Origin of the sequence: Vibrio sp. UCD-FRSSP16_30 (genome assembly GCF_001676025.1) — a bacterium.
Lineage (GTDB): Bacteria > Pseudomonadota > Gammaproteobacteria > Enterobacterales > Vibrionaceae > Vibrio.
In genome coordinates, this window is record NZ_LZFW01000001.1 from 142,358 (window position 1) to 166,694 (window position 24,337).

The following is a 24,337-nucleotide window of genomic DNA, read 5'->3' on the forward strand; positions in this document are numbered from 1 at the left end:
ATAAAGTATGTGGTATTTTGCTTGGATATTAGGTGTATTGCTGGCGTGTGCGTTTGGCATCATCAACGCGCTATGGTTAGAGCACACTGAAATGATGGATAAAGATAAGAAAGACTAGTTCTTTGCTTAAAATTGTCTTTAACTATGATTAATAAGGGTCAGGTTCATGTTGATGAATCTGACCCTTTTTATGATCGCATAGGGAATCTCTTGTCACAGTTGCGCATGCGTATTGAATGACTATCATCATAGTTAAATAATTACGATATAGACTGATGCCGTATTCTCTTTGTATAAACTGAACTTTTCTAAGCCTAAGAACTCTGAATTTGTTAATAAATATTGCGATATAAGTCAAATTTTGCTCACTTAAGCAAGGAAAGTGCACTCTGTCTCAAAAAAAACGTGTTGAGCAAAAAATAAAGAGATACATTGTGTATATTACAGGCGAGAAAATTAGGAACCTAGGTCATGCCAAAAGCTGAAACAACGATGTTTCGTTGGCCCGTGCGAATTTACTATGAAGATACCGATGCGGGTGGGATTGTTTATCACTCTAATTATCTAAAGTATTTTGAACGTGCTCGAACTGAAATGTTAAGGCAAATAGGTGTGTCTCAAGAAGTATTGTTGAGAGAACAAGTAGGTTTTGTCGTTCGACATATGGATATCGATTTTTTGCAAGGTGCAAAACTCGACCAAGAATTGACAGTGTTAACACATATTTCTCAATTAAAGCGTGCTTCTCTGGATTTTTGTCAAGAGATAGTCAATCTAGAAGGCAAAGTATTGTGCAAAGCTATGGTTAAGGTAGCATGTATTCATACCGCCAAAATGAGGCCTCAGGCCATACCCCATTTCATGATTACGGAGTTATCGTAAAGTGTCCGCAGATATCAATTTTATTGATCTTATTTTAGAAGCTAGCCTATTAGTTCAGTTGGTTATGCTTACCTTGGTTGGCATGTCAGTGGCCTCTTGGGCGATGATCATCAGTCGCAGTAAGGTGATCTCAGGCGCTTATGCGCATACGAGTCGTTTTGAAGATAAGTTTTGGTCTGGTAAAGATCTAGGAAAACTATATCAAGAAGTAAAAGCTCGTAAGGATAGCTTAACAGGCATTGAAGAAATTTTTTATTCAGGCTTTACTGAGTTTGCTCGTCTTCGTCGCACTAATGCCAGTTCTCCAGATTTTATTATGGAAGGAACAGGACGTGCGATGCGTGTATCCGTTGCGCGTGAAGTGGATAATTTAGAAACCAATCTGCCATTTTTGGCGACCGTAGGTTCTATCAGTCCTTATATCGGTCTGTTTGGTACGGTATGGGGCATCATGCATGCCTTTATTGCCTTGGGTCAGGTAAAGCAAGCAACGCTAGCAATGGTAGCGCCAGGTATTGCTGAAGCATTGATTGCAACAGCAATGGGTCTTTTTGCCGCTATTCCAGCTGTTATGTTCTATAACCGCTTGAGTAATCGAGTGGGTAAACTTGAGCACTCTTACGCCACCTTCTCAGAAGAGTTTCACGCTATTTTGCACCGTCAAGCAATGAGCGAAAGGAACTAATTGATGGCGGGTTATCAACCAAAAAAGCGTAAGTTGACTGCTGAAATCAATGTTGTACCTTACATTGATGTAATGTTAGTGCTGTTGATCATCTTTATGGTGACTTCGCCATTCATTACACAAGGTGTTGATGTTGAGTTGCCAAAAACACATAACGCAACACCAGCTCAAGAGCTTGCTGGTGACAGTGAAGCAAGCTTCATCATTATTGAAATCAACGCCAAAGGTGAGCTTGGTTTAAGTGTTAATGATGAAGATATGCAAAGAGGGATGAGCATGGAAGACGTGGTTGTCCGAGTAAAAGCAGAGCGAGCACTTTCTCCTGATGCACCGGTTGCAGTAGGGGGCGATGCGTCGACTTCTTATGCGAATGTGGTTTTAGTTCTGGATGAATTAAGTCAAGCAGGCATCACCAAAGTTGGCCTGTTAACGGATATCAAGGAATAGAATCTCATAGCCCATGAAACAAGATAAGAAGTTCATCAAATCCCTAGCAATATCCTTAGGCGTTCACCTGCTTTTGGTTATTGCTTTGATTTGGGGCACCAAATTTAATATGTCAAAACCTGTGCCAAAACCGAATATGGTTGAGGCCGTGGTGATTGATCCTAATGTTATTCAGCAACAGGCTCAGCACATAAGGCAGCAGCGAGAATCTGCCGCTAAAGCTGAGCAAGACAGAATTCGTAAGCTGAGAGAAAAAAGTGCTCGGCTGGAAAAAAATCGCAAAGCTGAAGAACAACGCATTCGTCGTTTAGCCGAAGATAAAGCTCGCGCAGAGAAAAAAGCCAGAGAAGCTGAGCAACATCGACAACTAAAAGAAAAGCAGCGTAAACAAGAAGAAAAACGCGCCAAAGTTGCCGAAACTGAGCGCAAGAAAAAAGAACAACAAGCTAAAGTCGCCAAGCAAAAAGCGGCCAAAGCAGAAGCAGAACGTGCCGCCAAGGTAAAAGCGGCGCAAGTAGCCAAACAAAAAGCGGCTAAAGCCGAAGCCGATCGCATAGCAAAAGAGAAAGCAGCCAAAGCGGCAGCTGATAAAGCGCGTAAAGCCGAGCAACAGAAGATCGCTCACGAAAAAGCGGCAAAAGAAGCAGCTGAAAAAGCCAAAAAAGAGCAAGCGCGTTTAGTGCAACTTGAACGTGAGCGTAAAGAGAAAGAGGCAGCACTGAACGATATTTTCTCAGGTCTTGAGGCAGAAGCACAAAATAACTCTACGGCTCGTAGCCGCGCCATTACTGATGAAGTATCGCGTATGGGTGAAGTGTATAAACAGATGATTCAAAGAGAGTTGTTATTAGAAGATTCATATAAAGGTAAAAATTGCCGAGTGAATCTACGTTTACTCAAAGCAGGCTCAACCTTTATCGTGAGTGATCTTAAAACACTTTCTGGCGACAATGGTTTATGCCGAGCAACCAAACTTGCTGTGTCGAAAGTGGCTAGCTTCCCGTTACCTAAAGATGAAGCTGCGATTGAAAAACTGAAAAATATTAACTTAACCGTTGCACCTGAATAAGGAAAACCTGGTGATTAAACGATTACTTATTAGCTTAGTAATGATGTGTGGTTTGAGTGCTTCGATAGCTCACGCTTCACTTGAACTTGTAATTACAGAAGGCGTTAACTCTGCCCGCCCAATTGCTATAGTACCTTTTAAGTGGGAAGGGCCGGGGAAATTACCTCATGATGTGTCAGCGGTAATTGCCTCTGATTTACAACGCAGTGGTAAATTTAGCCCTGTTGCAACCAACCAAATGCCACAAACCCCATACCAAGATAAAGACGTCAATTATTCTGCTTGGACTTCAATGGGGGTTGATGCACTGCTTACCGGTACCATCACCGATGCAGGGGATGGTAAGTATAAGGTTCAATACACGCTGATAGATACGGTTCGTGGAGCATTGACGAAAGGTCAGTCTAAGTCATTACAAGGCGGAAAATTAGTCCTATCTAAAGATCATATATTATTTGATAAATATGTAACGGTATCTGGTACTCGTCTTCGTGCTAGAGCCCATGCTATTTCTGATTTAGTGTATAAAAAGTTAACCGGTCAGAGAGGTGCATTTTTAACCCGGATTGCTTATGTTGTAGTGAATGATAAAGATAGATACCCATATCAATTAAGAATTGCAGATTACGACGGCTATAATGAACTTTCGGTTCTTAAATCTAAACAGCCTCTAATGTCTCCTGCGTGGTCTCCAGATGGACGTCAGCTTGCTTATGTAAGCTTTCAAAATGGTCATGCTGAAATCTTTTTGATGAACATTTACACGGGTAAACGCGAGAAACTGACTTCGTTCCCACGTCATAATGGTGCTCCTAGATTCTCTCCAGATGGCAAGTCGTTAGCATTGGTTCTATCGAAAACGGGCAGTTTACAAGTTTACACAATGGATTTGGCTTCGCGAAAACTGAAACAAATTACGCGTGGTCGCGCCAATAATACCGAACCGTTTTGGAATCCAGACGGAAAATCTCTAATATTCACTTCTGATAGGGGTGGTAAGCCTCAGATTTATCAAGTAAATTTAGACAGTGGTGCAAGTAAGAGGTTGACTTGGCAAGGTAACCAAAACTTGGGTGGTCAAATTACCCCTGATGGGCGTTTCATGATTATGGTGAATCAGTCTTCTTCAGGCTTTAATTTGGCGAAACAGGATTTGGAGACTGGAGCAGTTCAAGTGTTGACAAAGACACTACTAGACGAGTCTCCGAGCATAGCTCCAAATGGAGGAATGGTGATATACAGTTCGATGTATAACAAAAATAATGTACTATCGATGGTTTCTATTGATGGAAGATTTAAAGCCAGACTACCAGCAACCAATGGGCGTGTAAGAGCACCCGCCTGGTCACCGTTTTTGTAACGACGTTACTTTTTATACAATAAGGAAAATTAAAAAATGCAACTTAATAAAGTTTTAAAAGGACTGCTAATCGCACTTCCTGTACTGGCTATGACAGCATGTAGTTCTAGCGATGACGCAACTAAAGCTTCAGATGCACAAACTACAAACCAAGATGCTCAAGAAACTCAAGCAACGCCTGCAGAAACAACTGATACAACAGTTGTATCTCCAATGACTGAAGAGCAAAAGCTTGCAGAAGAGCGTGAAGTTGCTGAGAAAGCACTGCGTGAAAACACTACGCTTTACTTCGCATACGACAACTCAACAATTAGCTCTGAGTACGAAGAAATGCTTTCAGCTCACGCTAAATTCCTAAGCGAAAACCCAGACGTTAAAGTGACTATCGAAGGTCACGCGGATGAGCGTGGTACTCCTGAGTACAACATCGCACTTGGCGAGCGTCGTGCTAACGCAGTATCTAACTACCTACAAGCATCTGGTGTTCAAGCTGACCAACTTTCTATCGTAAGTTACGGTGAAGAGAAACCTCTACAGCTTGGTCAATCAGAAGAAGCGTACGCGAAAAACCGTCGTGCGGTTCTAGTTTACTAATCTTAGGAAGTAAACATGATCAGTAACTACAAGCGAGCAGTTGCGCTTACGTTACTAGCAGGTGTGGCAGGCTATAGCTTTGCCGCACCAGCTCCCGTATCCGATCTTAACTCTAGCAGTAATGTTGCGACTTCTACCTCGACGTCAAAATCCGCTACTGCAACAAAAGAAGATGAGATTCAGCGTCTGGAGCGTCTGCTTAGAAACAGCAACCGAGTACAAGCGAATTTGCAACAACACCTCGATGAAGTATCGATGGATTTGAGTGAATTACGTGGTGAGTTAGAACGAAGCAATCATCAAACAAGTCAACTTGTCGAACGACAACGTGAGCTGTTTATTGAGCTTGATCGCATGCGCACCGAACTTGCCAATGTGAAGAAAGCCCCTGTCGAGTCAAGTACACCTGCGACAAGCGGAAAATACTCCTCTAATCAAGATGAACAACAGTCGTACCAAAGTGCTGTCGATCTTATTTTAAAAAATAAAGACTACGATGCCGCCACTGTTGCCCTTGAGAAGTTTAAGAAAGATTTCCCTGAATCAGTGTATTCTGCCAACGCGAATTACTGGTTAGGACAGCTTTATTTTTCGAAGAAAAATGACGTTGAATCCGCTAAAGCATTTGCTTCTGTCGTCTCTTATAAAGACTCGAACAAACGAGCTGATGCGCTAGTTAAGCTAGGCGATATTGCCGTGCGCAATAATAGTGGCGCTGCTGCCAAGAAATACTATCAGCAAGCCATTACCGAGTATCCTAATACCGCGTCTGCTAATTCAGCCACACAAAAACTGTCGAAGCTGAAATAATTATTAAGAATAACGGAAAGGCTCAGCGTTAACCCGTTGAGCTTTTTGCTTTTGGCAAGCTCACTCAAAGCAGTGTACAATGCCCGAAGTTCAAGGAAGTTACGAGCATTGTAATGAGCCAAATATTAGAAACAGCACCAACAATTTATCCATTCCCGCCTAAGCCAGTGCCACTGAGTGAAAATCAGAAGCAGGCTTATAAAGCGAGCATCAAAACACTGCTAAAACAAAAAGATGCAGTCCTGATTGCCCATTATTACACCGATCCTGAGATCCAAGCTCTAGCCGAAGAAACTGGCGGCTTTGTGGGTGATTCTCTAGAAATGGCCAAGTTTGGTAATCGTCACCCTGCAAAAACATTGATTATTGCAGGCGTTCGCTTTATGGGTGAGTCAGCCAAAATCCTGACCCCAGAAAAAACCATTTTAATGCCAACACTAGAAGCAGAATGCTCTCTCGATCTGGGTTGTCCAGCGGAAGCATTTAGCAAATTCTGTGATGAGCATCCTGATCATACTGTTGTGGTATACGCTAACACTTCAGCTGCGGTTAAAGCGCGTGCTGATTGGGTCGTCACCTCAAGCATTGCATTAGAAATCGTCGAACACCTAGATGCAGAAGGTACTCCAATTCTTTGGGGACCAGATCGTCATTTAGGTTCCTACATCGCAAACCAAACGGGCGCCGAAATGCTACTTTGGAACGGTGAGTGTGTTGTGCACGATGAGTTCTCTGCTAAAGCGCTTCGCGACATGAAAGCGGTTTTCCCAGAGGCGGCCATTTTGGTTCATCCAGAGTCACCTGCCAGCGTTGTTGAGCTTGCCGATGCAGTAGGGTCAACCAGCCAATTAATTAAAGCCGCTAAAGAGCTACCTCAAAGCAAACTCATTGTCGCAACTGACAAGGGCATCTTCTTTAAGATGCAGCAGTTAGTGCCAGAGAAAGAGCTTATTGAAGCACCGACAGCAGGTGCTGGCGCAACTTGTCGCAGCTGTGCGCATTGCCCGTGGATGGCAATGAACGGCCTTAAAGCGATAGAGTCAGCATTGACTGAAGGTGGCGCAGATCATGAAGTATTCGTTGATGAAAGTGTGCGTGTGAAGTCTCTTATTCCATTAAACCGCATGCTCGATTTTGCAGAGCAGTTAAACCTAAAAGTGAAAGGTAACGCTTAACCTTTTAGATTCGGTTATAGATAGATAAAAGCCCTCGCTAGCATATTGATAGCGAGGGCTTTTTAGTTATAACTACAATATTTACTGCTCAGCAGCCAATGTTGCGCCGCGTTGGGTTAAACCACATAGCATCATTGGTACAGCATTAAAGATTTCTACAAACTGATCCAAACCGTTCATGCCTTCTTCAGAAAGGGTCGCAAGTGAAGTCTCAGGATCATAAAGCATGCTAATAGAAAGCAATACGCCGCCCAGTAGAGCATTGTCTTGGCTGTCTTGAGGCATCAAAGTTTGCCAATCATCTTGCGCTAATTGCCAGCCTTGTAGCAAGCCTTCACAAAACTGCTTAGTCGCTTCAGTGACAATCTCTTGATCATTTAAGTCACACTCAACAGGCCACTGCCAAGTATCTTCAAAAAGGGCAGGGCGAGTAGCATTCCAAACACCAATTACCGCACCTAAATAAGACTCAAGCTGCTCACCATCGGTAAAAGGAGCACTTTCATCGCCACCCCACAGATAAGCAATCCACTGCGAAGGATCCAGTGTATTAGGCGCCGCGGCAAGAGCCGTGATAAACCCAAGAGTTTGATGATAAGGTAGAAGGCGATCTTCCAGCTCTGGCTGAGCAATAATCTGAGCTAAATCCAAAATGTGTATCCATAAAAAGGTTTTCGATAGTATATCAATCCTAACACATCAAAAGCCGTGATAAATCCCCTCAAATCCCGCTATTTCCACCCAATGAGACAATAATTGTTCAAACAGTCCAAAACCTTAAAAAAACTCCACAAATCTACTTGACCAACCGCCAACAAATCATTAAATTAGCGCCTCGTTGACACACACAGTCAACACTTCAAATTCGGTGAGTTGTCCGAGTGGCTGAAGGAGCACGCCTGGAAAGCGTGTATACGGCAACGTATCGAGAGTTCGAATCTCTCACTCACCGCCACATTAGAAAAAGCCCTGTTAATACAGGGCTTTTTCACATCTAGACATTACCTCTCTACGTAACACGTACACAATAGAGAGACACTATGTACTTGGTTAAGTCACCTTTTGGTATCTATCACTTCAGGTTTTCGGTCAGAATTTCTAACCGTCAGTATCAACCAAAACTATCTTTACAGACTAAATGTAAGAAAGAAGCAAAGTATCATTCAGCAATCATTGCATACCATATCTCACTACTTACAGAAGTAACTGTAAGCTCTATCAAAGCAATCTACAGTGAATACAAAGCCAATCTATCTAGTAAAACTAAACAAGCTCCTGTAATTAATTCTAGAGCCATTGAACAAGTTATTAATAAACCTGAATCCCTACCTAAAGATATAACCAATGTATTAACTGATTTATCTACGAAGTCTAAACAGGAATATCAGTCTTGTTATAACTCGTTTATATCTAAGTACTTGAGCTGCAATTTTATCAGGTTCAGCCAGTGAGCGAGGTTTAGTCGTGGTTCCGTTGCGATATACCCTCGTTCCTCGAACTTTTTCGTTGAAGTTGATAGCCATAATGTTCTCTCATTGTTTAGCAACAAGAAGAAATTACACCCAATGCGCCAATAGGTGCATATGGATTTGAGTGAGTAATGTGATAGGACTTGTAATCGTGAGTATTGTGATTGAAGTGAGTTTGTAAAAAGCATCTAGTTGCAAGCAGATTACACATGTGATGATGCTATATTTTGAGGCATTCAATTTTTAGGTTTGGATTATTGTCAATTTCCTTTTTCTTATCATGGTCTTTTAGGCTGATATGCAATAGCATTACATAAAATAGAGCTGAGTGGGCTTTTGATTAGTACAAGTTTAGGTTTGGCGTTGTACATGACTGTGAAGTTTGAAAACACTGGACCATTTATGAAAAGGAATATCTAGATTGACAGAAGTATCTTCTCAGATTATCAACAGTAGCGCCATCCCGGCTTGGAGTGGCTTTATATATCAGGGAAAAGTCGCCTTATATCACGCGCTGCGTCTTCTAGTACAACGGGATCTTCAAGCACATTCCCTAAATGTCGAGCACTTAGATGATTTTGTTATCCACGATCGCAGTGGTAACGTTTTGTCTCTTCATCAAGTAAAGGCGATGAAGAATGATAAGCGTTATTCATATAATTCTGCTTTACAGCAAGCGTCAAAAGTATCAGCAAGGTGTAACGGAAATACTGTTAGATGGTTTCACGTTTCAGTGGGGCTTGATGACTTTTCTGATAGAGCTGCTAATGACGCTAATGGTGAGCACCTTGTTCAGTTTTATCAGTACCATGATGAACGTTGTTATGTTGAAACGAACTCTATCGATACTAAACTCAATGAAATTGTTGCCCAGTACCTTCAATCATACGGGCTACCATCTACAGAATTACTGATTGCGCATAAACTGGCTAAGTTGCATGTATTATTGGCAGGGCGAGTTAACTTAGCTCATTATCGAAATCAGCATGAGTCGATGAACAAGTTCGAAGCGGCAGAATCTATTCCAGTTTATTTTGCGGAGATAGTAGATTGTTTGCGTTCTGAGGTAATTCATAGTGATGATCATGCAGCAATTCTGTTCGAGTTTAGAAAAACTCTTTTGAACAGAACTGATCAAATACTAGATAGCCTTCAAGAAAATGAATCTATTGATTTGAATGGTATTTGTCAGTGTAGATTTGCAGTAGCTAATATGGATACTCCTGCCTTAACTCGACTCTACTATTCAAAAAAGCCAAATCAAAAGGAAATCACTTTAGCTGGTTTTAGTAATGATACTGTAGATACTTATTTAAGAATAATTATCAGTATCATGGGAGTTAAAACGTCTGAAGACTTACCACACTATTTCAAAAGCGGACTTGGTTCGTTTCTTCCTACAGCAATGAAGTTTGATTTTTTAAATCAGAAGTTAGACGTAGAGCAAATTCAAAAAAATGTTGATGCTCTTCGTGGAAACCTGACCATACAAGATGTGCTCTATGACTACGATAATCTAGTTGTACATATGGATAGCGCTCCATTTCCACTTAGTAGTAAATGTAGTGCTACTGGTAAATTTACAGAGATTTCTGAAAACAATAAAAACCGAATTACAAAAATAAACAATGTGAGGTTTGTGTCAGTTCGCGACGCAAGTGATGAAATAAATGATTAATCGAATAATTACAACATTATCAAGTAACTCTCCTTGTCAGTTTGAGTTAGTTGAACAAGCTGCAGAGCAGTTTTCTTTTTATCGAGCAACATCAACGGATTACCAACGGTTTTTAGTTGTAGCACAAGTGGCGAAATTGATGAAACCGAGTGAGCTTAACCAATGGGTGTTGGCAAATACTCCTGATGAGCTAAGGGAATTACCAGCTTTTGCTAAAAATACAGATGTTCTGGTTCTGTTTGAGTTAGATCGTTTATCGGATATCGTAGGCTATGAAAGCGAAGTTTTTTCTCTGGAAGAAGATGGCTATAGCTTTAAAAAGCATGTGTTGTATTTCTCACAAGCAGAATTGGCTCTTTTGAATGAGATGGATGCGAATAGCATTGCAAATTTAATAAAAGATCAAAGTAAATTTAGTCTGTATAAAAAGTCACCTTTGGCTGAGTCAGAATACGGTATAGCTAGCCGTATTTTTATTAAGTTGCCCTTTTTGTCTGTCCCTGTAGATGAATCTGAGTTAGACGATCCTTGTAGACTTGCAGATGATTACCTGAGAACTGTGGATTTATTGGGGGTAAACAATGAGTTTGAAGAGTTGATAGTAGGTAATGGAAGTAATTACAAAGTAATGGTTGAGGAGTATATTCGTGAAAAAATGGCGAATTCACAAGCTGAAGATTAATGGCTTTAAAGTATTCTCGGAGTTTGAAGAAAGCTACTCATCAGATCTAATCGTTTACGATGGGCCGAATGGTTTTGGTAAAACTTCTTTATTTGATGCCAAGCAACTTCTTTTTTGCAAGCAACTTCCAAGGATCGTAGCCAGGCATGGTGCGCTTAAAGTTGGCAACAAGACTTTTAATAGAAGCATATATCAAAATCATAATAGCCAAGAAGATATCTCAATAGTCGCAGAGCTCAGAAAAGAAAGTGAGTCAATCTATGTAATGAGACTGGCGAAGCAAGTGGATTTAGATGCCAGTAAAAACAAACCCAATAGTTTTGAAGAGTTCAAGCTCTATGAGTTAACAAGTTTTGATAAAAGTGCTGAGCCAAGACTGATTGTTGATGAAAAACAATTCTGGGCGGAAAAACTAGGCGACAAGTTTTTGAGTAACTTTTCAGTGCTCAACTATCTTCAGCAAGATAGTAAATCCATTGTTATTCCGGATGCATGCGATAATAGAAAAAGAACAGATCAAATAAGCCATCTTCTCAATCTTGATGAGTTAGAAAAACGAATTGATAACATTGGTAAGCTAAAATCTGAGTCCAGAGACCAACTTAAAAAAGCGGAAGGGGAGAATCAAGCTCAACAAGCTTTACTAGAAGAGCTTCAACAGACCTTAACGGTAAGTGATTCTGCGCAGGTAGCTTATACGAAATTAACTGACTTAAATGTCACACCTCAATGGGATCTGGAACATCCCTTTACGATCGATAATTACAAAAACATTGCTCAGTTGTTGGAGCAAGTAAGCCTGTTAAAACGTACTTACATTGGTAGGTATGAAATAGCAAAGAGAATGAGAAATAAGCAAAAAATTGATTTTACTATACGGGATGAATTTGATTTAGCTGTTAGGCTCCATCATCAGTTTGATAGGCTTTCAAGCTTGAATAAAAATAAAACACAATTAGACAAACTAGAAAAGTTGTGTAATACGCTAAATATAGAGATTTCAAAGCTCTCCTCATCGCATAGTTCAATTTTATCGCCATACCTCGAAACACATTATTCTGTAGAGCTTGTTAAGTTGTTACAGGACAAAAATAAACTGCTTCTAGAACACGGCGGTGTTAGTAAGAAGCAAGCCGAAGTGATGCAATTACGGACAAAATTACTTCAAGCTTCCGGTAGTGACGATCAGGATTGTCCACTTTGTGGTTATGACTACCAAGAAAATGCATTATTGGTATCTGCTATTGATGTGAAAACAGCTCAACTAAAGCAGCAGTTAGATGGAATTGCTCTACAAATTAGCCAGTGCTATCTAGCCATTGAGGCTATTTTAAGTCCGTTAAAAGGTAAATATTTTCCGCTGCTAGAGATGGCTAGGAATGAATACGAAGGGGCATTACACTCTGAGTTAATAATGCATGAACATCAAGCTCAGAGGTTAGAGTTGATAGGGAAAAAGTTGATTGCACAGGGGGTTGAGCTGCCGAAACAGTATGTACTAGAAGCAGAAGTTCAAGAAGAACAGGTATCAAAAGTTAAGAAGGCAATCTTCAAGTCACTCGAACCAGAAGAGGATATAATAACGGACCATGAGCTTAACTTCTTCGTTAACCAATTTGGGGAATTAGGCAAGTTAGATAAACTGTCTGAGGAACTGATAGAGCTAAAGCAAAACTATATTCAGCAGCAACATAACTTAACGATAAATGCTTCTATTTCAAATAGAAAAAAAGAAGTGAGACTGTGTGCCGATAAAGTAGAGCATTTGGGTAAATTGGGAACACAGCTAGAACGAATAGAGACTCAGTTAAAACACGCACAAACGGACTATACTAATCGAACGATTGGTCAAATGGAGTCACTTTTTCACATATATAGTGGGCGTTTACTACAAAATTATCAGAGTGGCTTAGGAGTATTTATTGATACACCAAGTGCTAAAAGAAAAACCGCTGCAATGAGTTTTACAACAGTACGTGACTCGCAACATGATGCAACTCTGTCTATGAGCAGCGGGCAGATAAGTGCTCTGTCATTGTCGTTATTTCTAGCGTTGAATAAGAAGTATGCCAAAACGGCGTTTGTGTTTATTGACGATCCAACGCAGTGTATGGATGAAATTAACATTGCGTCGTTTAGTGACTTGCTCCGAGTCGAACTGAGAGATAGGCAAGTGATTATTTCGACTCATGAACAGGATATTTCCGACTACTTGTGTTATCGCTACGGGAAAGCAGGTCTTTCTAGAAAACAAGTTAATTTGTTAGATAAGTGCAAATTAACTGTAGTTGATAATGATATTCACTAACACTTCCATGTGAGATGGCTGAAGCAATTTGAGTGATTGTATGTGATTAAGTTCACGAATTTGACATGTATGACAGGTTGTATATTCCCCAAAGTCGACTTGCTATAACTCGTTAATTATCAAGTGGATATAGTGTTTGACCGACTCCCTCACTCCCTCCACATTAGAAAAAGCCCTGTTTATCAGGGCTTTTTCACATCTAGACATTACCTTCTATGTCGACACGGACACAGTGGAGGGACACATCCCACTTTATTAACTCGCAACGACATCCCATTGCTTCAATGAATCTTCAGTTTTATCACACTCTGTCAGTTGTAGCGTTCGCTTAACCCACGGGCCAGCTTTGATGGTTTTTGTGTCTATGGATAGGCAGCGGTTTTGGTCTACGTCTAGTCTGATGGTTTTGTCTGTGGTGTTGTAGTCAAATTTTTGGTGTGGGTGGTTGCTGCATTCCAGTAGGGCGAATTCTGTTTTTCCAGTTGCTAGAAGTACTTGCATGCATTGGTTTTCGTAAGCGTAAGAACGGATTTGTTTGGTTTTTGTATCGTATTCAAATCTTGCATCATTGCTTGAGTTATTTCGTGGTGCATTTTTATCTTTTGAAGGTGGCTTACAAGTGTGCGTGTGCATTAGCTCTGAGTAGCCACGTCCAAAAGTATCCAGACAAAAACCGTAGCCATTTGGTTCGTCTAAATTTTGACTAAGTGAAATGTACGGAGCTTCTGTAGGAATGTTGAGCTCACTTGCAGAGGCGTGTCCAGCGGTGAAGATAAATAGTGATAATACTGAAACTTTGAAAATGGAAGCGTTCATAGGGTTCCCTTTAAAGAACAAATAGCTTTATAAAAATGGTTTTTCGTAGCGCATGAATGCACGTAAATGAGAGTACGAAGCAGTACGATGTGCAACTGGTTTTCGCAACGATAGCAGAATTTTAATGGGTGACAACTGATTAATAAATTCATTTTATGATGTGTGAGTATTAGCTCAAATTGACATTTCTTGCATGCGTTTGTAACGGTAATCTGCCTAGTTTGTTAGGCTCTATGAATCATTGATGAGGCTGCGATATCGAGTGGTCATTACTAGGGATAGGTTAAGGGTGAGACGGAGGTAACTGACTAGTTTTACCTAAATAACATCTATCAATAACTAAAATGGTTGATTGCTTCCAGTCTGGTCATACCTGCTCGTTTGCCTATTCTGTGTGCCAAATCAGACTTTTTACATTCAAAAGTTAGCCATAAAGGCGCGAACGCTCATTTTGTTGTCGATATTGTTTCATTTGTGAATAAAAAGAGTACATTTCTTCATGCTTAACGTGAATAACGAAACTCTTCTAATAATTATAAAATGAAACAAAGGGAATGAAATATGGTGAAAGATAAACAGTACACACTGTTTGGTGAATGTGTTTCCGAGTTTATAGGAACGGGATTACTGATCTTTTTTGGTGTGGGGTGTGTGGCTGCATTAGTGCTTACTGGTGCTGAGTTTGGTCAGTGGGAAGTGAGCATTATGTGGGGGCTAGGTGTCGCCATTGCTATTTATGTGAGTGCCGGTGTTTCGGGCGCACATATTAACCCTGCGGTGACTATTGCTTTGGCTGCTTTTCATGGGTTTGATAAGGCTAAGGTGCTACCTTACATTATTGCGCAGTTGCTGGGGGCATTTTGCTCGGCTGCGTTGGTGTATGCATTATACGCTAATCTGTTTACAGATTATGAAATTGCGCATGGCTTTCTAAGAAGTAGTGAAGTTGCACTATCAACCGCTGGTATATTTTCCACTTATCCTCATCCCTCTTTATCTATGCTTGGCGCGTTTAGTGTTGAATTTGTGATTACCGCTGTTTTGATGTTTGTCATCCTAGCCCTAGGAGATGGACATAATGGCGCGCCACGTGGTCCAATGAATCCATTACTTATTGGTCTCTTGATCGCCGTTATTGGTGGCTCACTTGGTCCTTTAACTGGTTTTGCTATGAACCCTGCGCGTGATTTTGCTCCTAAGCTTTTTGCCTACCTTGCAGGCTGGGATTATGCTTTGACCGGTGCTAAAGAGATCCCTTATTTCATTATTCCAATCCTAGCGCCAATCGCGGGTGCTTGTTTTGGTGGTTGGGCTTACCCTAAAATGATTGGTGCATATTTGCCGACGTCAGGGCAGGGGTGCACAATCCCGAATCAATGTGACTCATCAAATAAAGAAGCTGAGACCATCGCTCAAGCATAATAGCTGATTAAAAAATATAACGAGAAAATCCCTACAAATTTAATAAAAGGAATCCATCATGACTGAGCAAAAATATATTGTTGCATTGGATCAAGGCACGACCAGTTCTCGCGCCGTAATTCTTGACCATGATGCCAATATAGTCAGCACTTCTCAGCGTGAATTTACTCAAATCTATCCTCAAGCAGGATGGGTTGAGCATGATCCACTGGAAATTTACGCAACGCAAAGTTCAACCATGGTTGAGGCGCTAGCCAAAGCAGGTATTCGCAGTGATCAAATCGCGGCTATCGGCATTACAAACCAACGTGAGACGACGGTTGTCTGGAATAAAGAAACGGGCAAACCTGTTTACAATGCAATTGTGTGGCAGTGTCGCCGCACCGCAGAGGTGTGTGACAAACTAAAAGAAGCCGGTTTATCCGATTATATTCGTGATAACACGGGACTGGTGGTTGACCCGTATTTCTCGGGTACCAAAATTAAGTGGATTTTGGACAATGTTGAAGGCGCTCGTGAAGATGCACAAGCCGGAAAGCTGTTATTTGGCACGATTGATACCTGGCTTACATGGAAGATGACTCAAGGACGTGTTCACGTTACTGACTACACCAACGCCTCTCGTACCATGGTATTTAATATCAATACGTTGCAGTGGGATGAAACATTATTAAAAGAGCTTGGTATTCCTCTTTCAATGATGCCTGAAGTTAAAACATCATCGGAAGTCTACGGCGAAACCAACATTGGCGGTAAAGGTGGAACACGTATTCCTATTGCCGGTATTGCCGGAGATCAGCAAGCGGCGCTTTATGGGCAAATGTGTGTCGAACAAGGCCAAGCTAAGAACACCTATGGCACGGGCTGTTTCCTGTTGATGAATACGGGAAAAGAGAAAGTAACCTCCAGCAACGGCCTATTAACCACTCTTGCTTGTGGCCCACGCGGTGAAGCGTCTTATGCGCTGGAGGGAGCAGTGTTTATGGGCGGTGCATCCATTCAATGGTTACGCGATGAAATGAAATTACTTGCCGATGCTAAGGATTGTGAATACTTTGCGACAAAAGTAGACTCGTCAAACGGTGTGTATGTCGTGCCAGCATTTACCGGTTTAGGCGCACCTTATTGGGATGCTTACGCTCGCGGCACTATTGTTGGTTTAACCCGAGGCTGTGGTTCAAATCATATTATTCGCGCAACGCTTGAGAGTATCGCTTATCAAACTCGTGATGTTATTGATGCGATGCAAGCTGACTCGGGCATTAAGTTGTCATCCTTGCGTGTTGATGGCGGGGCTGTTGCCAATAACTTCTTAATGCAATTTCAATCGGATGTATTGGATGTTCCAGTGCATCGACCGGAAGTGACTGAGGTTACCGCGTTAGGCGCCGCTTATCTTGCAGGGCTTGCGGTTGGCTACTGGGGCGATTTGGATGAATTGGCAGGCAAAGCTATCATTAATCGTTCGTTTGAACCACACCATGACGAGGAGAAGCGTAATCAACGCTATCGTGGTTGGAAACGAGCAGTAAAATGTGCTCAAGCGTGGGCTGAGATGCACAATGAAGAGTAAACGCTCTAAATTGATGGTTTAATCAACAAAAGAGAAGCTAATTTGGCTTCTCTTTTCTTTTTCGAAAGATATTTCATACAAATGCGTGTTTAGATTTTCATCTTCTGCTGGTTATCGTTACACTTATTTTATCGCTCAAGATAAAGTGAGCTAGTTGATATTAAGGAAGCGATTCATGAAGTTATCTTCAAGGCATCAAGAGATTGTGAATCTCGTACAGCAGCATGGATACGTCAGTACAGAAGACTTAGTCGAGCAATTCAAAGTTAGCCCGCAAACGATTCGCCGTGATCTAAATGAGTTGGCTGATGAAAATAAAATTCGCCGTCATCATGGTGGTGCAACCATCCCGTTAAGCTCGGTAAATACAGAATATACTGCGCGAAAAAGCATGCAATTAAATGAAAAAGATCGCATCGCAGAAGCCTTAGCAAAACACATTCCCGATGGTGCGACCTTGTTTATTGATATCGGAACAACCCCAGAGTCAGTGGCAAAGGCTCTGGTGAAAAATCATAAAGATCTGCGTGTGGTAACCAATAACATCAATGTGGCGGTTATTTTAATGGCTAAGCCTGATTTCAAAGTCATTCTTACCGGTGGTGAGGTTCGCAACCGTGATGGGGGGATTGTCGGCGAGGCAACGCTTGATTTCATTCGCCAGTTTCGCTTAGATTTTGGCATTTTGGGGATCAGTGGTATTGACTATGATGGTTCATTGCTCGACTTTGACTATCATGAAGTTCGAGTGAAAAAAGTGATTATAGAAAATAGTCGCAGTGTTTATGTGGCAGTTGACTCTACTAAGTTTGGCCGTAATGCCATGGTTAATTTAGGTAATATTAGTGAATTACAAATGCTGATTACCGATCAAACGCCGCCACCTGAAATTGTTACTATTTTACAAGAGAACGAAATTCCCTTCGAAGTTTTAGATCAATAATCTGCCATAAATTTGTCATCGCTTATTCATATTAAATCCCTACTCTTGCGAAAGAGTAGGGATTTTTTTATCCCCATCACACTAAGCGTTCGAAAGCGAAAATAATAAATGACCGATAACGAAAGTTAATGTATGGTTTTGTTATCAAATAAAATGTTCGTTCGCTCATTTAGAGTTTTAGGAAATGCTACTATGAATAATAAGAATCCAATGAAGCAGCAGTCTACAGTACTTGATGTCATCGTGGTTGGTGGGGGGATTAATGGCGCTGGGATTGCCGCTGATGCGGCAGGCCGTGGGCTTACCGTAGGTTTATATGAAGCAGCAGATTTTGCTTCGGCAACCTCATCGGCAAGTTCAAAGCTCATTCATGGCGGTTTGCGCTACCTTGAGCATTATGAGTTTCGTTTAGTCTCAGAAGCACTAGCAGAGCGTGAAGTCATTTTGGCAAAAGCGCCACACATTGCAAAGCCTGTCAGATTTCGTCTACCTCATCGCCCGTTTCTACGCCCTGCTTGGATGATTCGCGCAGGTCTCTTCCTTTACGACAATCTTGGTAAACGAACAACATTACCTGCAAGTCATTCTGTTGATTTAGCGGCCTCTGGATTACTAAAGCCTGAGATAAAAAAAGGTTTTGAATACTCGGATTGCTGGGTGGACGATGCGCGTTTGGTAGTTTTAAACGCAATGGCGGCGAAGAAGAACGGCGCAGAAGTCCGAAATTATTGCCGAGTTGAAAAAGCGGTTCGTGTGGATGGAATGTGGAATGTCACGATCTTTGATTCGCAAACCGGTTGTCGATTTGAGCGACAAGCAAAAGCGTTAGTGAATGCGGCTGGCCCTTGGGTTAAGCAATTTTTTGATGACAGCTTAGAGGATGAATCCCCACGTAATATCCGCCTAGTTAAAGGCTCGCATATTGTAGTGCCAAAAATTCATAATGAAGAACAAGCGTACATTTTGCAAAATGAAGATAATAGAATTGTCTTTGTGATTCCGTATATGGATGACTTTTCAATTATTGGCACGACCGATGTGGAATATAAGGGCGATCCAAGAAAAGTCGCGATCTCTGAGGAGGAAGTGACGTATTTAATGGATGTGGTGAATCAGCACTTCGTTTCGCAAATTGCGCGTAATGATGTGGTTTGGACCTACAGTGGGGTACGTCCACTGTGTGATGATGAATCTAGCTCGCCACAGGCCATCACTCGCGATTACACCTTAGAGTTAGAGCAAGAGTTGGACCAAGCGCCATTACTGTCTATCTTTGGCGGGAAACTGACCACGTATCGAAAACTGGCCGAAACGGCAATGAAAATGCTTAACCCATATTTCACGAAGATGGGCTCTTGTTGGACAAAGGAGGTTGCGTTACCTGGAGGGGATTTTGATTACCCTAGAAAGCAGTTAGTTGAAAACCTGCGCACTAAGCATACTTGGCTTTCTGAAAAAACGGCCCATCGATACGTTAATCAATTTGGCTCATTAACATGGACATTGTTAGAGCATATCAACAGTGAAGCTGATATGGGGCAACAATTTTCTGAAGGTGTCTATCAAGTTGAAATTGATTACTTAATAAAGTATGAATTTTGTAAAACAGCGCAGGATGTATTGTGGAGAAGAACCAAGCTCGGCTTGTATTTAAATGATGAGCAGCAACAGCGAGTCGAAAATTACATGAATAATGTCTCATGTCACTGTACTGAACCGGCACTGGCAGAAGTGGGCTGATCGACTATTGACTGCAATTGATATTAATCAAAGGCGATGTGTCGCCAATGAATGTATTGCATGAATTTATCTTGATAAAAACGTACAAAAAAAAGCGACTTCCAAAAGAAGTCGCTTTATACCAAATCATCAAACGAGGTGGGATAAACCCTCTATCCACACACTTGAATCCACTACAACTTAGTAAGTTGCCAGTAATGAAGTATCATCGAGCTCTGCATTACGATCTGTGCGTGGCATTGTTTGTAGGATTTTTGCTAAGCGTTCAGCCGTTGCCTGATTAACTTGTAAATCTTTAGTTAAGCTAACTTGGCTCACTATGTCAGCACCTAATGCTTGTAGTTGAGTGTCACTTAACGCTGCAGCTTGCGCTAATTGCTCATCAGTTAAAAGAGGAACGTTTGTTGCGCTTAACTGTTGTAATTGATTTGAGTCATTTTGCACTGCATCCGATGCAGTGAAATAAGCTTGCAACAATACTAATGCTAATCGGTTGTTCTCCTTAATAACAAAGTCTTCTTTAGACCCTACCATACGAACAACTAGGCTTTTAGCTGAGGTGCTGTGTGATGTTAAATTATCTAAATTATCAGTAATAGTACTTTCATCAGTTAGATTATTAAAATCAACCATGATTGGTGTTTGATAGTTATATATTGAATCAGCATCATAGACACTCGCAAATTCACGATAGCCTTTTGACGTTGCATTGAGCTGAACGCCGGTATTATCAGTCGAAGAGCCAAGTACAAATTGGTTCAGCATTGCTCTTAATAGACTTACGTTACCAGTAATTGGTAGATTAAAGTAAGATGCTACTGGATAAGCAAATGATGGAACAGTTTCAATATTAGTGGTCGCCCAGTCAAATAATGAGTTATAAGATACATTTTGCGCAGCATAAGCGCTATTAACAGCGTTTAATGATGTTTGATCTTGGAAGCCATTACTGTAGATGTCACTGCTCAATACTGATAGACAAGCGCTAAGGTTGCCACCATCCGGGTTAGGTATAGGATTACCTTTGTCGTCAACCGCCGGATTATCATCTTTATCAACAGCTTGAGGCTCGGGATAAACATTACCCAGTGCTTGACGACATATGCCTAATTTCAGGATTTCACCAGTAAATGCACTATCTACCAATGAAGCCGTTGTGCTTGATGTGGTTATATGTGACTGACTACGGGTGAGCAGCGTTCTAACTGCAAGCAGTTTATCAGGCCATACACCCAGTACATCACGATCATTAACATATGGATGGTTTGGATCTGCTGTATCAGAAATCATACTGTTGAGAGACTGACCCGTTAACTCAACTTTAGCACTCATAGAGATACCCTTTATAACGGTATCTTTTTCTATTAGCTTGCCTTTGTTGTCTGTTACTTGATCAACAGCGTATTGTGTCATGTCACGCAGAAGCTGTGGATTACTATCCGAATCTAGTAATACTTCTCCAGGCTCTAAGCCTAATGAACCATTTGCTTTGACGTATAAACTTTTAACTGAATCAAGTGGAAGGTTAAGAGAATACGGGATGCCATCTACAAGATAATTTGCGGAAATACGGCGTTCAATTGGAGATAGGGCAGTATCAAGCAAGAATTGACGGCCATTCTGAGTAGAATCAACAAGGTCACAGACCAAGCTAGATATTTCTATATCATTATAGAGAGACATAAGAGTCGGAATATTGGCTTCATCGTACTTACCTGTGTCCGGGTCTTGAGTATGACATTCGCCAATAACGGTATTGATTATGTTTTGGTTTGATAATTTTAAACCACTTTCACCATCCGCCATTAGATCGTGTGAATCATCAATAAACGCCTGCAGTGCGCTGAATATATTTATACGAGTAATGGTGTAATAGGTCAGGTAATTGATACCAAAGTTGTCACGATTATTACGAGTGTTTGAATCTAGATAGCTCGCTTTGTAACTTTCAATCATGTTGTGTGTAATTTGAGAGCCGGTAAAACCTGCATCAAAACGGTTACATGTATGAGTTAGGAAAGTATTTTCATCGGTACAATATTGATAACTCTTCATTAATGATAGTAAGCCACTAAGAACACCGCGAGAGTATTGATCTAAGCTTTCACTATGACCTTCAATACTGGCAATTCCGCTACGGTGCTTATCATCTCGTTCTACTAGTGAGGCGTAATGGTCAGAAGTAATAGGTAAGTTTTTTGGTAAAGCATATTGTCCATTGGCTAGATGACTAAGAGCATCATTTGTTAGCTCAACTTGGCGAGCATAGCCAAATCGTAACGCTGCCATATCATATGGACCAAAACCAATAGAGTAAGCATTTATGCTATATTCCATGTGGCTACTTGAGTTTGAATGAGGCTCAATGTTTGGATAACCCACTGCGGCAAGTTTGCTCTTCAGCGCTGTCATGTCTTGATCAGTAAAGTTGTAGTTTTGCGCATCCATACTACCCATAAAGTTGTGACGAAGCCCTAGGCTGTGTCCCATTTCATGCGTTAGCGTACTAGCAAAAATAGCTGCAGACAGTTTCACTTTTAAGTCTTGTTGGTCAGCAACCGTTAAGTCTTTAAAGTTTTTCAATTTAGTATGAGTACTGTCGGTATAGTAGCTGTCTTTACTCCAGTCAATACGATAAAGGTTCGCTTTTTGACCGTCTAGCTCACGAACACCTTTTGGTAGAGTACGGTAGTCACCGTGACCAAATGAAGTGTGCTCTAATGCTTGGGTGCTCAACATATTGTTATGACCTAATGTATATAGATCTTCTTGTTGTTGCTGTGCAAGGCGGGCTAGGGATACCTGTTGGTCATTTTCAACATCATCATAGATGCTGTTGGCTGTTTTATGCTGTGCTAGGTCATTGGTCTGACTAGAAGACAGCACATCAAATCCACCAGATAATAGTTTACTAAAGTGAGTCAGTTTATTACCCACTAGGTAACTATCCGATGCAACTGGAGTAATTACATTTTTTGCTTGCCCAACTGTTAGACTATGCTTTGCCGCAGTATAAGTTGCAGGTTGTTTCACTTGCAAGTTAAGTTGTTGCATAGTGAACTTACCACCAGTGAACGCACGACGCAGTTCTTGCCAGTAATAAGGAACAACATTGATAGCATTGCCGCTATATTGGTTTACAACACCAGAAACGATTTCGCCTGTTAGCGGGTTTGTCGCAATAGGCGCGTAGCCTAGCAGTCCATTTCAATGGCTCATCAGCAAGTTCGATGATAGCGTAACGTAAATCACCTGATTGGCGATTACCAGCCGCAGCCAATTGAATGTGCGGTACGCCAGATTTAAATACTTCATTTTCAGCATTAATTAATGCCACGCCTTGAGTTGCAGCCGCTAAATAAGGTGCATTCTTAGCTTCGTAGAAGTTGTTTGATAAATAATAATGAAGGACTGGTTTTTCAGGGTTCCAGCGGTCTAGATATTGATGGAATTGACTGTCACTAGTGCCATCATTAAAAGTATCTAAATGTTCGATGGTGGTTTTAAAGAAACCAAATGTGGTGGATTCTTTTTCTGCATATGGAATTGGTTTGTAGTTTTTAGAAACCAAAGTGCTAGTAGGTGATGAGTCGTCTTTACGTTGCGCATCTAATGCAACGATAGAGACAAAGCTAGTTACCGTTAGAGAGTAGTTATCAATGGTATCTTGAGGTGAGAAATCCTCACAACCCGCAGAAAGACTTGCAGTGTAGTCTTGCGCAATTTCAAGGTTGATTACGCCGTTTTTAAGGTCAAGCTCTTGGCCATTCCAAGTTACGGTTTGTCCATTCTCAGTAGTCTCGGTACGACGAACGATACGTGGAGCACCACTTTTACTAAGGCATCGATTCATGTCGACGTCGTTGAAGCCGACATCTTTGATGGTGAGATTGTCTAAATCTGGAACGAAGTATTTCTTCTGAAACCATTTAACGTCGGCATCATTGTTTTCTTGTTCTTGGTTAGTACATTTGTCATAGCTATCGGTAGAACATTTGAAATCTACGTAGTCACCATTAATCGTTAATAGAGGACGACTTACCCTGTTGACAAATGAAGAGTATTCTTGGTCTGTAGTAATGGTACTCGTGTTTTCTTCTAAAACATCGATACCATTTTTGGTTCGGTGAAGCGTAACAAGTTTAGTATCATTAAACCATGAGTTACTGCCTAAAGATGCAAAATAATGTGGCGCCTTATGAATGGTTCGTAAATAAAGGTAACGTCGTGCATGTTCTGAGCCATTACCTGACTTAACCATTTGGTCAATGTCACTACTCAATAACATATTCGGGTCTTTTATAGGGGTATTGTAAGCCGCTTCTATATTCACCATAGGAGAACTAATTTGGTTAGGAGTAATATCCACCATCGAGGTGTTTTCTGAGGTAGATGTTACATTGGTGGGGGCAGGGAGTTTTATATCTTTTTTAGATGGACTAGGTACATCGTCACTAGAACCACCACACCCAGATAGTGATAAGCTACACAATAACGCGATTAATAATTTAGGCACAATCACCATCCTTATAGATCAAGATAGTAAAGGTATATTTATCTATAATACCGTTACTATAAAGTAAGAGTTCTTTTTTAGTGGTTCTTTAACTTGAAAAAGCAACACCCAAGGGTGTTGCTTTATATTAAGTTATCAAATCAAGTGAAATGATTATTTGTCTTGGTA

The 24,337-nt window shown here is 41.1% G+C and carries 20 protein-coding genes and 1 tRNA gene; 17 read left to right on the plus strand and 4 right to left on the minus strand.

Annotated elements, in window-relative coordinates:
- Nucleotides 1–7: 7 nt before the first annotated feature.
- From cydX to nadA, 9 genes are all read left to right on the plus strand, one after another.
- A complete protein-coding gene (gene cydX, locus A9260_RS00655; RefSeq protein WP_068695170.1) occupies nucleotides 8–118 on the plus strand; it encodes a cytochrome bd-I oxidase subunit CydX in 111 nt (36 codons plus the stop codon).
- A gap of 353 nt (nucleotides 119–471) precedes the next feature.
- Nucleotides 472–882 (plus strand): tol-pal system-associated acyl-CoA thioesterase, encoded by a 411-nt coding sequence (gene ybgC, locus A9260_RS00660; RefSeq protein WP_068695172.1) that lies wholly within the window; start codon nucleotides 472–474, stop codon nucleotides 880–882.
- A 1-nt stretch (nucleotide 883) separates the two neighbouring features.
- A complete protein-coding gene (gene tolQ / locus A9260_RS00665) occupies nucleotides 884–1,567 on the plus strand; it encodes a protein TolQ (protein WP_068695174.1) in 684 nt (227 codons plus the stop codon).
- A gap of 3 nt (nucleotides 1,568–1,570) precedes the next feature.
- The gene (tolR, locus tag A9260_RS00670) at nucleotides 1,571–2,014 is read left to right on the plus strand and encodes a protein TolR (RefSeq protein ID WP_068695176.1); all 444 of its coding nucleotides are present in this window, start codon (nucleotides 1,571–1,573) and stop codon (nucleotides 2,012–2,014) included.
- A gap of 13 nt (nucleotides 2,015–2,027) precedes the next feature.
- On the plus strand, nucleotides 2,028–3,083 hold the full coding sequence (gene tolA, locus A9260_RS00675; RefSeq protein WP_068695179.1) for a cell envelope integrity protein TolA: 1,056 nt from the start codon (nucleotides 2,028–2,030) through the stop codon (nucleotides 3,081–3,083).
- Nucleotides 3,084–3,093: 10 nt separating this feature from the next.
- Entirely contained in the window at nucleotides 3,094–4,443 is a 1,350-nt protein-coding gene (gene tolB / locus A9260_RS00680; protein ID WP_068695180.1) for a Tol-Pal system beta propeller repeat protein TolB, read from the plus strand.
- A gap of 36 nt (nucleotides 4,444–4,479) precedes the next feature.
- Complete coding sequence (gene pal / locus A9260_RS00685) at nucleotides 4,480–5,037, plus strand: peptidoglycan-associated lipoprotein Pal (RefSeq protein ID WP_068695182.1); 558 nt, start codon at nucleotides 4,480–4,482, stop codon at nucleotides 5,035–5,037.
- 15 nt (nucleotides 5,038–5,052) lie between these two features.
- Entirely contained in the window at nucleotides 5,053–5,847 is a 795-nt protein-coding gene (gene ybgF, locus A9260_RS00690; RefSeq protein ID WP_068695184.1) for a tol-pal system protein YbgF, read from the plus strand.
- 113 nt (nucleotides 5,848–5,960) lie between these two features.
- Nucleotides 5,961–7,022 (plus strand): quinolinate synthase NadA, encoded by a 1,062-nt coding sequence (gene nadA, locus A9260_RS00695; RefSeq protein ID WP_068695186.1) that lies wholly within the window; start codon nucleotides 5,961–5,963, stop codon nucleotides 7,020–7,022.
- Between the two features lie 81 nt (nucleotides 7,023–7,103).
- Here the strand turns inward: nadA and A9260_RS00700 are convergent, their stop codons facing one another.
- Nucleotides 7,104–7,673, minus strand: coding sequence for a UPF0149 family protein (locus A9260_RS00700; protein WP_068695188.1), 570 nt, complete (start codon nucleotides 7,671–7,673; stop codon nucleotides 7,104–7,106).
- 216 nt (nucleotides 7,674–7,889) lie between these two features.
- Here A9260_RS00700 and A9260_RS00705 point away from each other — a divergent pair.
- The 4 genes from A9260_RS00705 (at nucleotide 7,890) to A9260_RS00725 (ending at nucleotide 13,159) form a co-directional block, all read left to right on the plus strand.
- A tRNA-Ser gene (locus A9260_RS00705) sits at nucleotides 7,890–7,977 on the plus strand.
- A 935-nt stretch (nucleotides 7,978–8,912) separates the two neighbouring features.
- Nucleotides 8,913–10,169, plus strand: coding sequence for an ABC-three component system protein (locus tag A9260_RS00715; RefSeq protein WP_068695193.1), 1,257 nt, complete (start codon nucleotides 8,913–8,915; stop codon nucleotides 10,167–10,169).
- Nucleotides 10,162–10,851 carry an ABC-three component system middle component 1 gene (locus tag A9260_RS00720; protein WP_068695195.1) on the plus strand — a complete coding sequence of 230 codons (690 nt, stop codon included), beginning with the start codon at nucleotides 10,162–10,164 and terminating at the stop codon, nucleotides 10,849–10,851. Before A9260_RS00715 ends, A9260_RS00720 begins: the two co-directional genes overlap by 8 nt.
- Nucleotides 10,817–13,159, plus strand: coding sequence for an AAA family ATPase (locus A9260_RS00725; protein WP_068695197.1), 2,343 nt, complete (start codon nucleotides 10,817–10,819; stop codon nucleotides 13,157–13,159). The genes A9260_RS00720 and A9260_RS00725 overlap by 35 nt, the downstream gene beginning before the upstream one ends.
- 255 nt (nucleotides 13,160–13,414) lie before the next feature.
- Here A9260_RS00725 and A9260_RS00730 read toward each other — a convergent pair whose 3' ends face one another.
- The gene (locus A9260_RS00730) at nucleotides 13,415–13,975 is read right to left on the minus strand and encodes a ricin-type beta-trefoil lectin domain protein (RefSeq protein WP_068695199.1); all 561 of its coding nucleotides are present in this window, start codon (nucleotides 13,973–13,975) and stop codon (nucleotides 13,415–13,417) included.
- A gap of 561 nt (nucleotides 13,976–14,536) precedes the next feature.
- Here A9260_RS00730 and A9260_RS00735 point away from each other — a divergent pair.
- From A9260_RS00735 to glpD, 4 genes are all read left to right on the plus strand, one after another.
- A complete protein-coding gene (locus tag A9260_RS00735; RefSeq protein WP_068695201.1) occupies nucleotides 14,537–15,397 on the plus strand; it encodes an MIP/aquaporin family protein in 861 nt (286 codons plus the stop codon).
- A 58-nt stretch (nucleotides 15,398–15,455) separates the two neighbouring features.
- On the plus strand, nucleotides 15,456–16,970 hold the full coding sequence (gene glpK, locus A9260_RS00740) for a glycerol kinase GlpK (RefSeq protein WP_068695203.1): 1,515 nt from the start codon (nucleotides 15,456–15,458) through the stop codon (nucleotides 16,968–16,970).
- Between the two features lie 175 nt (nucleotides 16,971–17,145).
- Nucleotides 17,146–17,913, plus strand: a complete 768-nt coding sequence (locus tag A9260_RS00745) for a DeoR/GlpR family transcriptional regulator (RefSeq protein ID WP_068695205.1) — start codon at nucleotides 17,146–17,148, stop codon at nucleotides 17,911–17,913.
- Nucleotides 17,914–18,105: 192 nt separating this feature from the next.
- Nucleotides 18,106–19,653 carry a glycerol-3-phosphate dehydrogenase gene (glpD, locus tag A9260_RS00750; RefSeq protein ID WP_068695207.1) on the plus strand — a complete coding sequence of 516 codons (1,548 nt, stop codon included), beginning with the start codon at nucleotides 18,106–18,108 and terminating at the stop codon, nucleotides 19,651–19,653.
- A gap of 180 nt (nucleotides 19,654–19,833) precedes the next feature.
- Here the strand turns inward: glpD and A9260_RS00755 are convergent, their stop codons facing one another.
- Complete coding sequence (locus tag A9260_RS00755) at nucleotides 19,834–22,707, minus strand: zinc-dependent metalloprotease (RefSeq protein ID WP_068695209.1); 2,874 nt, start codon at nucleotides 22,705–22,707, stop codon at nucleotides 19,834–19,836.
- A gap of 73 nt (nucleotides 22,708–22,780) precedes the next feature.
- Nucleotides 22,781–24,169, minus strand: coding sequence for a hypothetical protein (locus tag A9260_RS00760; protein WP_068695211.1), 1,389 nt, complete (start codon nucleotides 24,167–24,169; stop codon nucleotides 22,781–22,783).
- Nucleotides 24,170–24,337 lie beyond the last annotated feature (168 nt).

What these genes read in the sequence shown, in the direction of transcription:
- cydX (WP_068695170.1), top strand. Translation starts at nt 8, where the DNA reads ATGTGGTATTTTGCTTGGATATTAGGTGTATTGCTGGCGTGTGCGTTT.
- ybgC (WP_068695172.1), top strand. Translation starts at nt 472, where the DNA reads ATGCCAAAAGCTGAAACAACGATGTTTCGTTGGCCCGTGCGAATTTAC.
- tolR (WP_068695176.1), top strand. Translation starts at nt 1,571, where the DNA reads ATGGCGGGTTATCAACCAAAAAAGCGTAAGTTGACTGCTGAAATCAAT.
- tolA (WP_068695179.1), top strand. Translation starts at nt 2,028, where the DNA reads ATGAAACAAGATAAGAAGTTCATCAAATCCCTAGCAATATCCTTAGGC.
- pal (WP_068695182.1), top strand. Translation starts at nt 4,480, where the DNA reads ATGCAACTTAATAAAGTTTTAAAAGGACTGCTAATCGCACTTCCTGTA.
- ybgF (WP_068695184.1), top strand. Translation starts at nt 5,053, where the DNA reads ATGATCAGTAACTACAAGCGAGCAGTTGCGCTTACGTTACTAGCAGGT.
- nadA (WP_068695186.1), top strand. Translation starts at nt 5,961, where the DNA reads ATGAGCCAAATATTAGAAACAGCACCAACAATTTATCCATTCCCGCCT.
- A9260_RS00720 (WP_068695195.1), top strand. Translation starts at nt 10,162, where the DNA reads ATGATTAATCGAATAATTACAACATTATCAAGTAACTCTCCTTGTCAG.
- A9260_RS00730 (WP_068695199.1), bottom strand. Translation starts at nt 13,975, where the DNA reads ATGAACGCTTCCATTTTCAAAGTTTCAGTATTATCACTATTTATCTTC.
- A9260_RS00735 (WP_068695201.1), top strand. Translation starts at nt 14,537, where the DNA reads ATGGTGAAAGATAAACAGTACACACTGTTTGGTGAATGTGTTTCCGAG.
- glpK (WP_068695203.1), top strand. Translation starts at nt 15,456, where the DNA reads ATGACTGAGCAAAAATATATTGTTGCATTGGATCAAGGCACGACCAGT.
- A9260_RS00745 (WP_068695205.1), top strand. Translation starts at nt 17,146, where the DNA reads ATGAAGTTATCTTCAAGGCATCAAGAGATTGTGAATCTCGTACAGCAG.
- glpD (WP_068695207.1), top strand. Translation starts at nt 18,106, where the DNA reads ATGAATAATAAGAATCCAATGAAGCAGCAGTCTACAGTACTTGATGTC.
- A9260_RS00755 (WP_068695209.1), bottom strand. Translation starts at nt 22,707, where the DNA reads ATGCAACAACTTAACTTGCAAGTGAAACAACCTGCAACTTATACTGCG.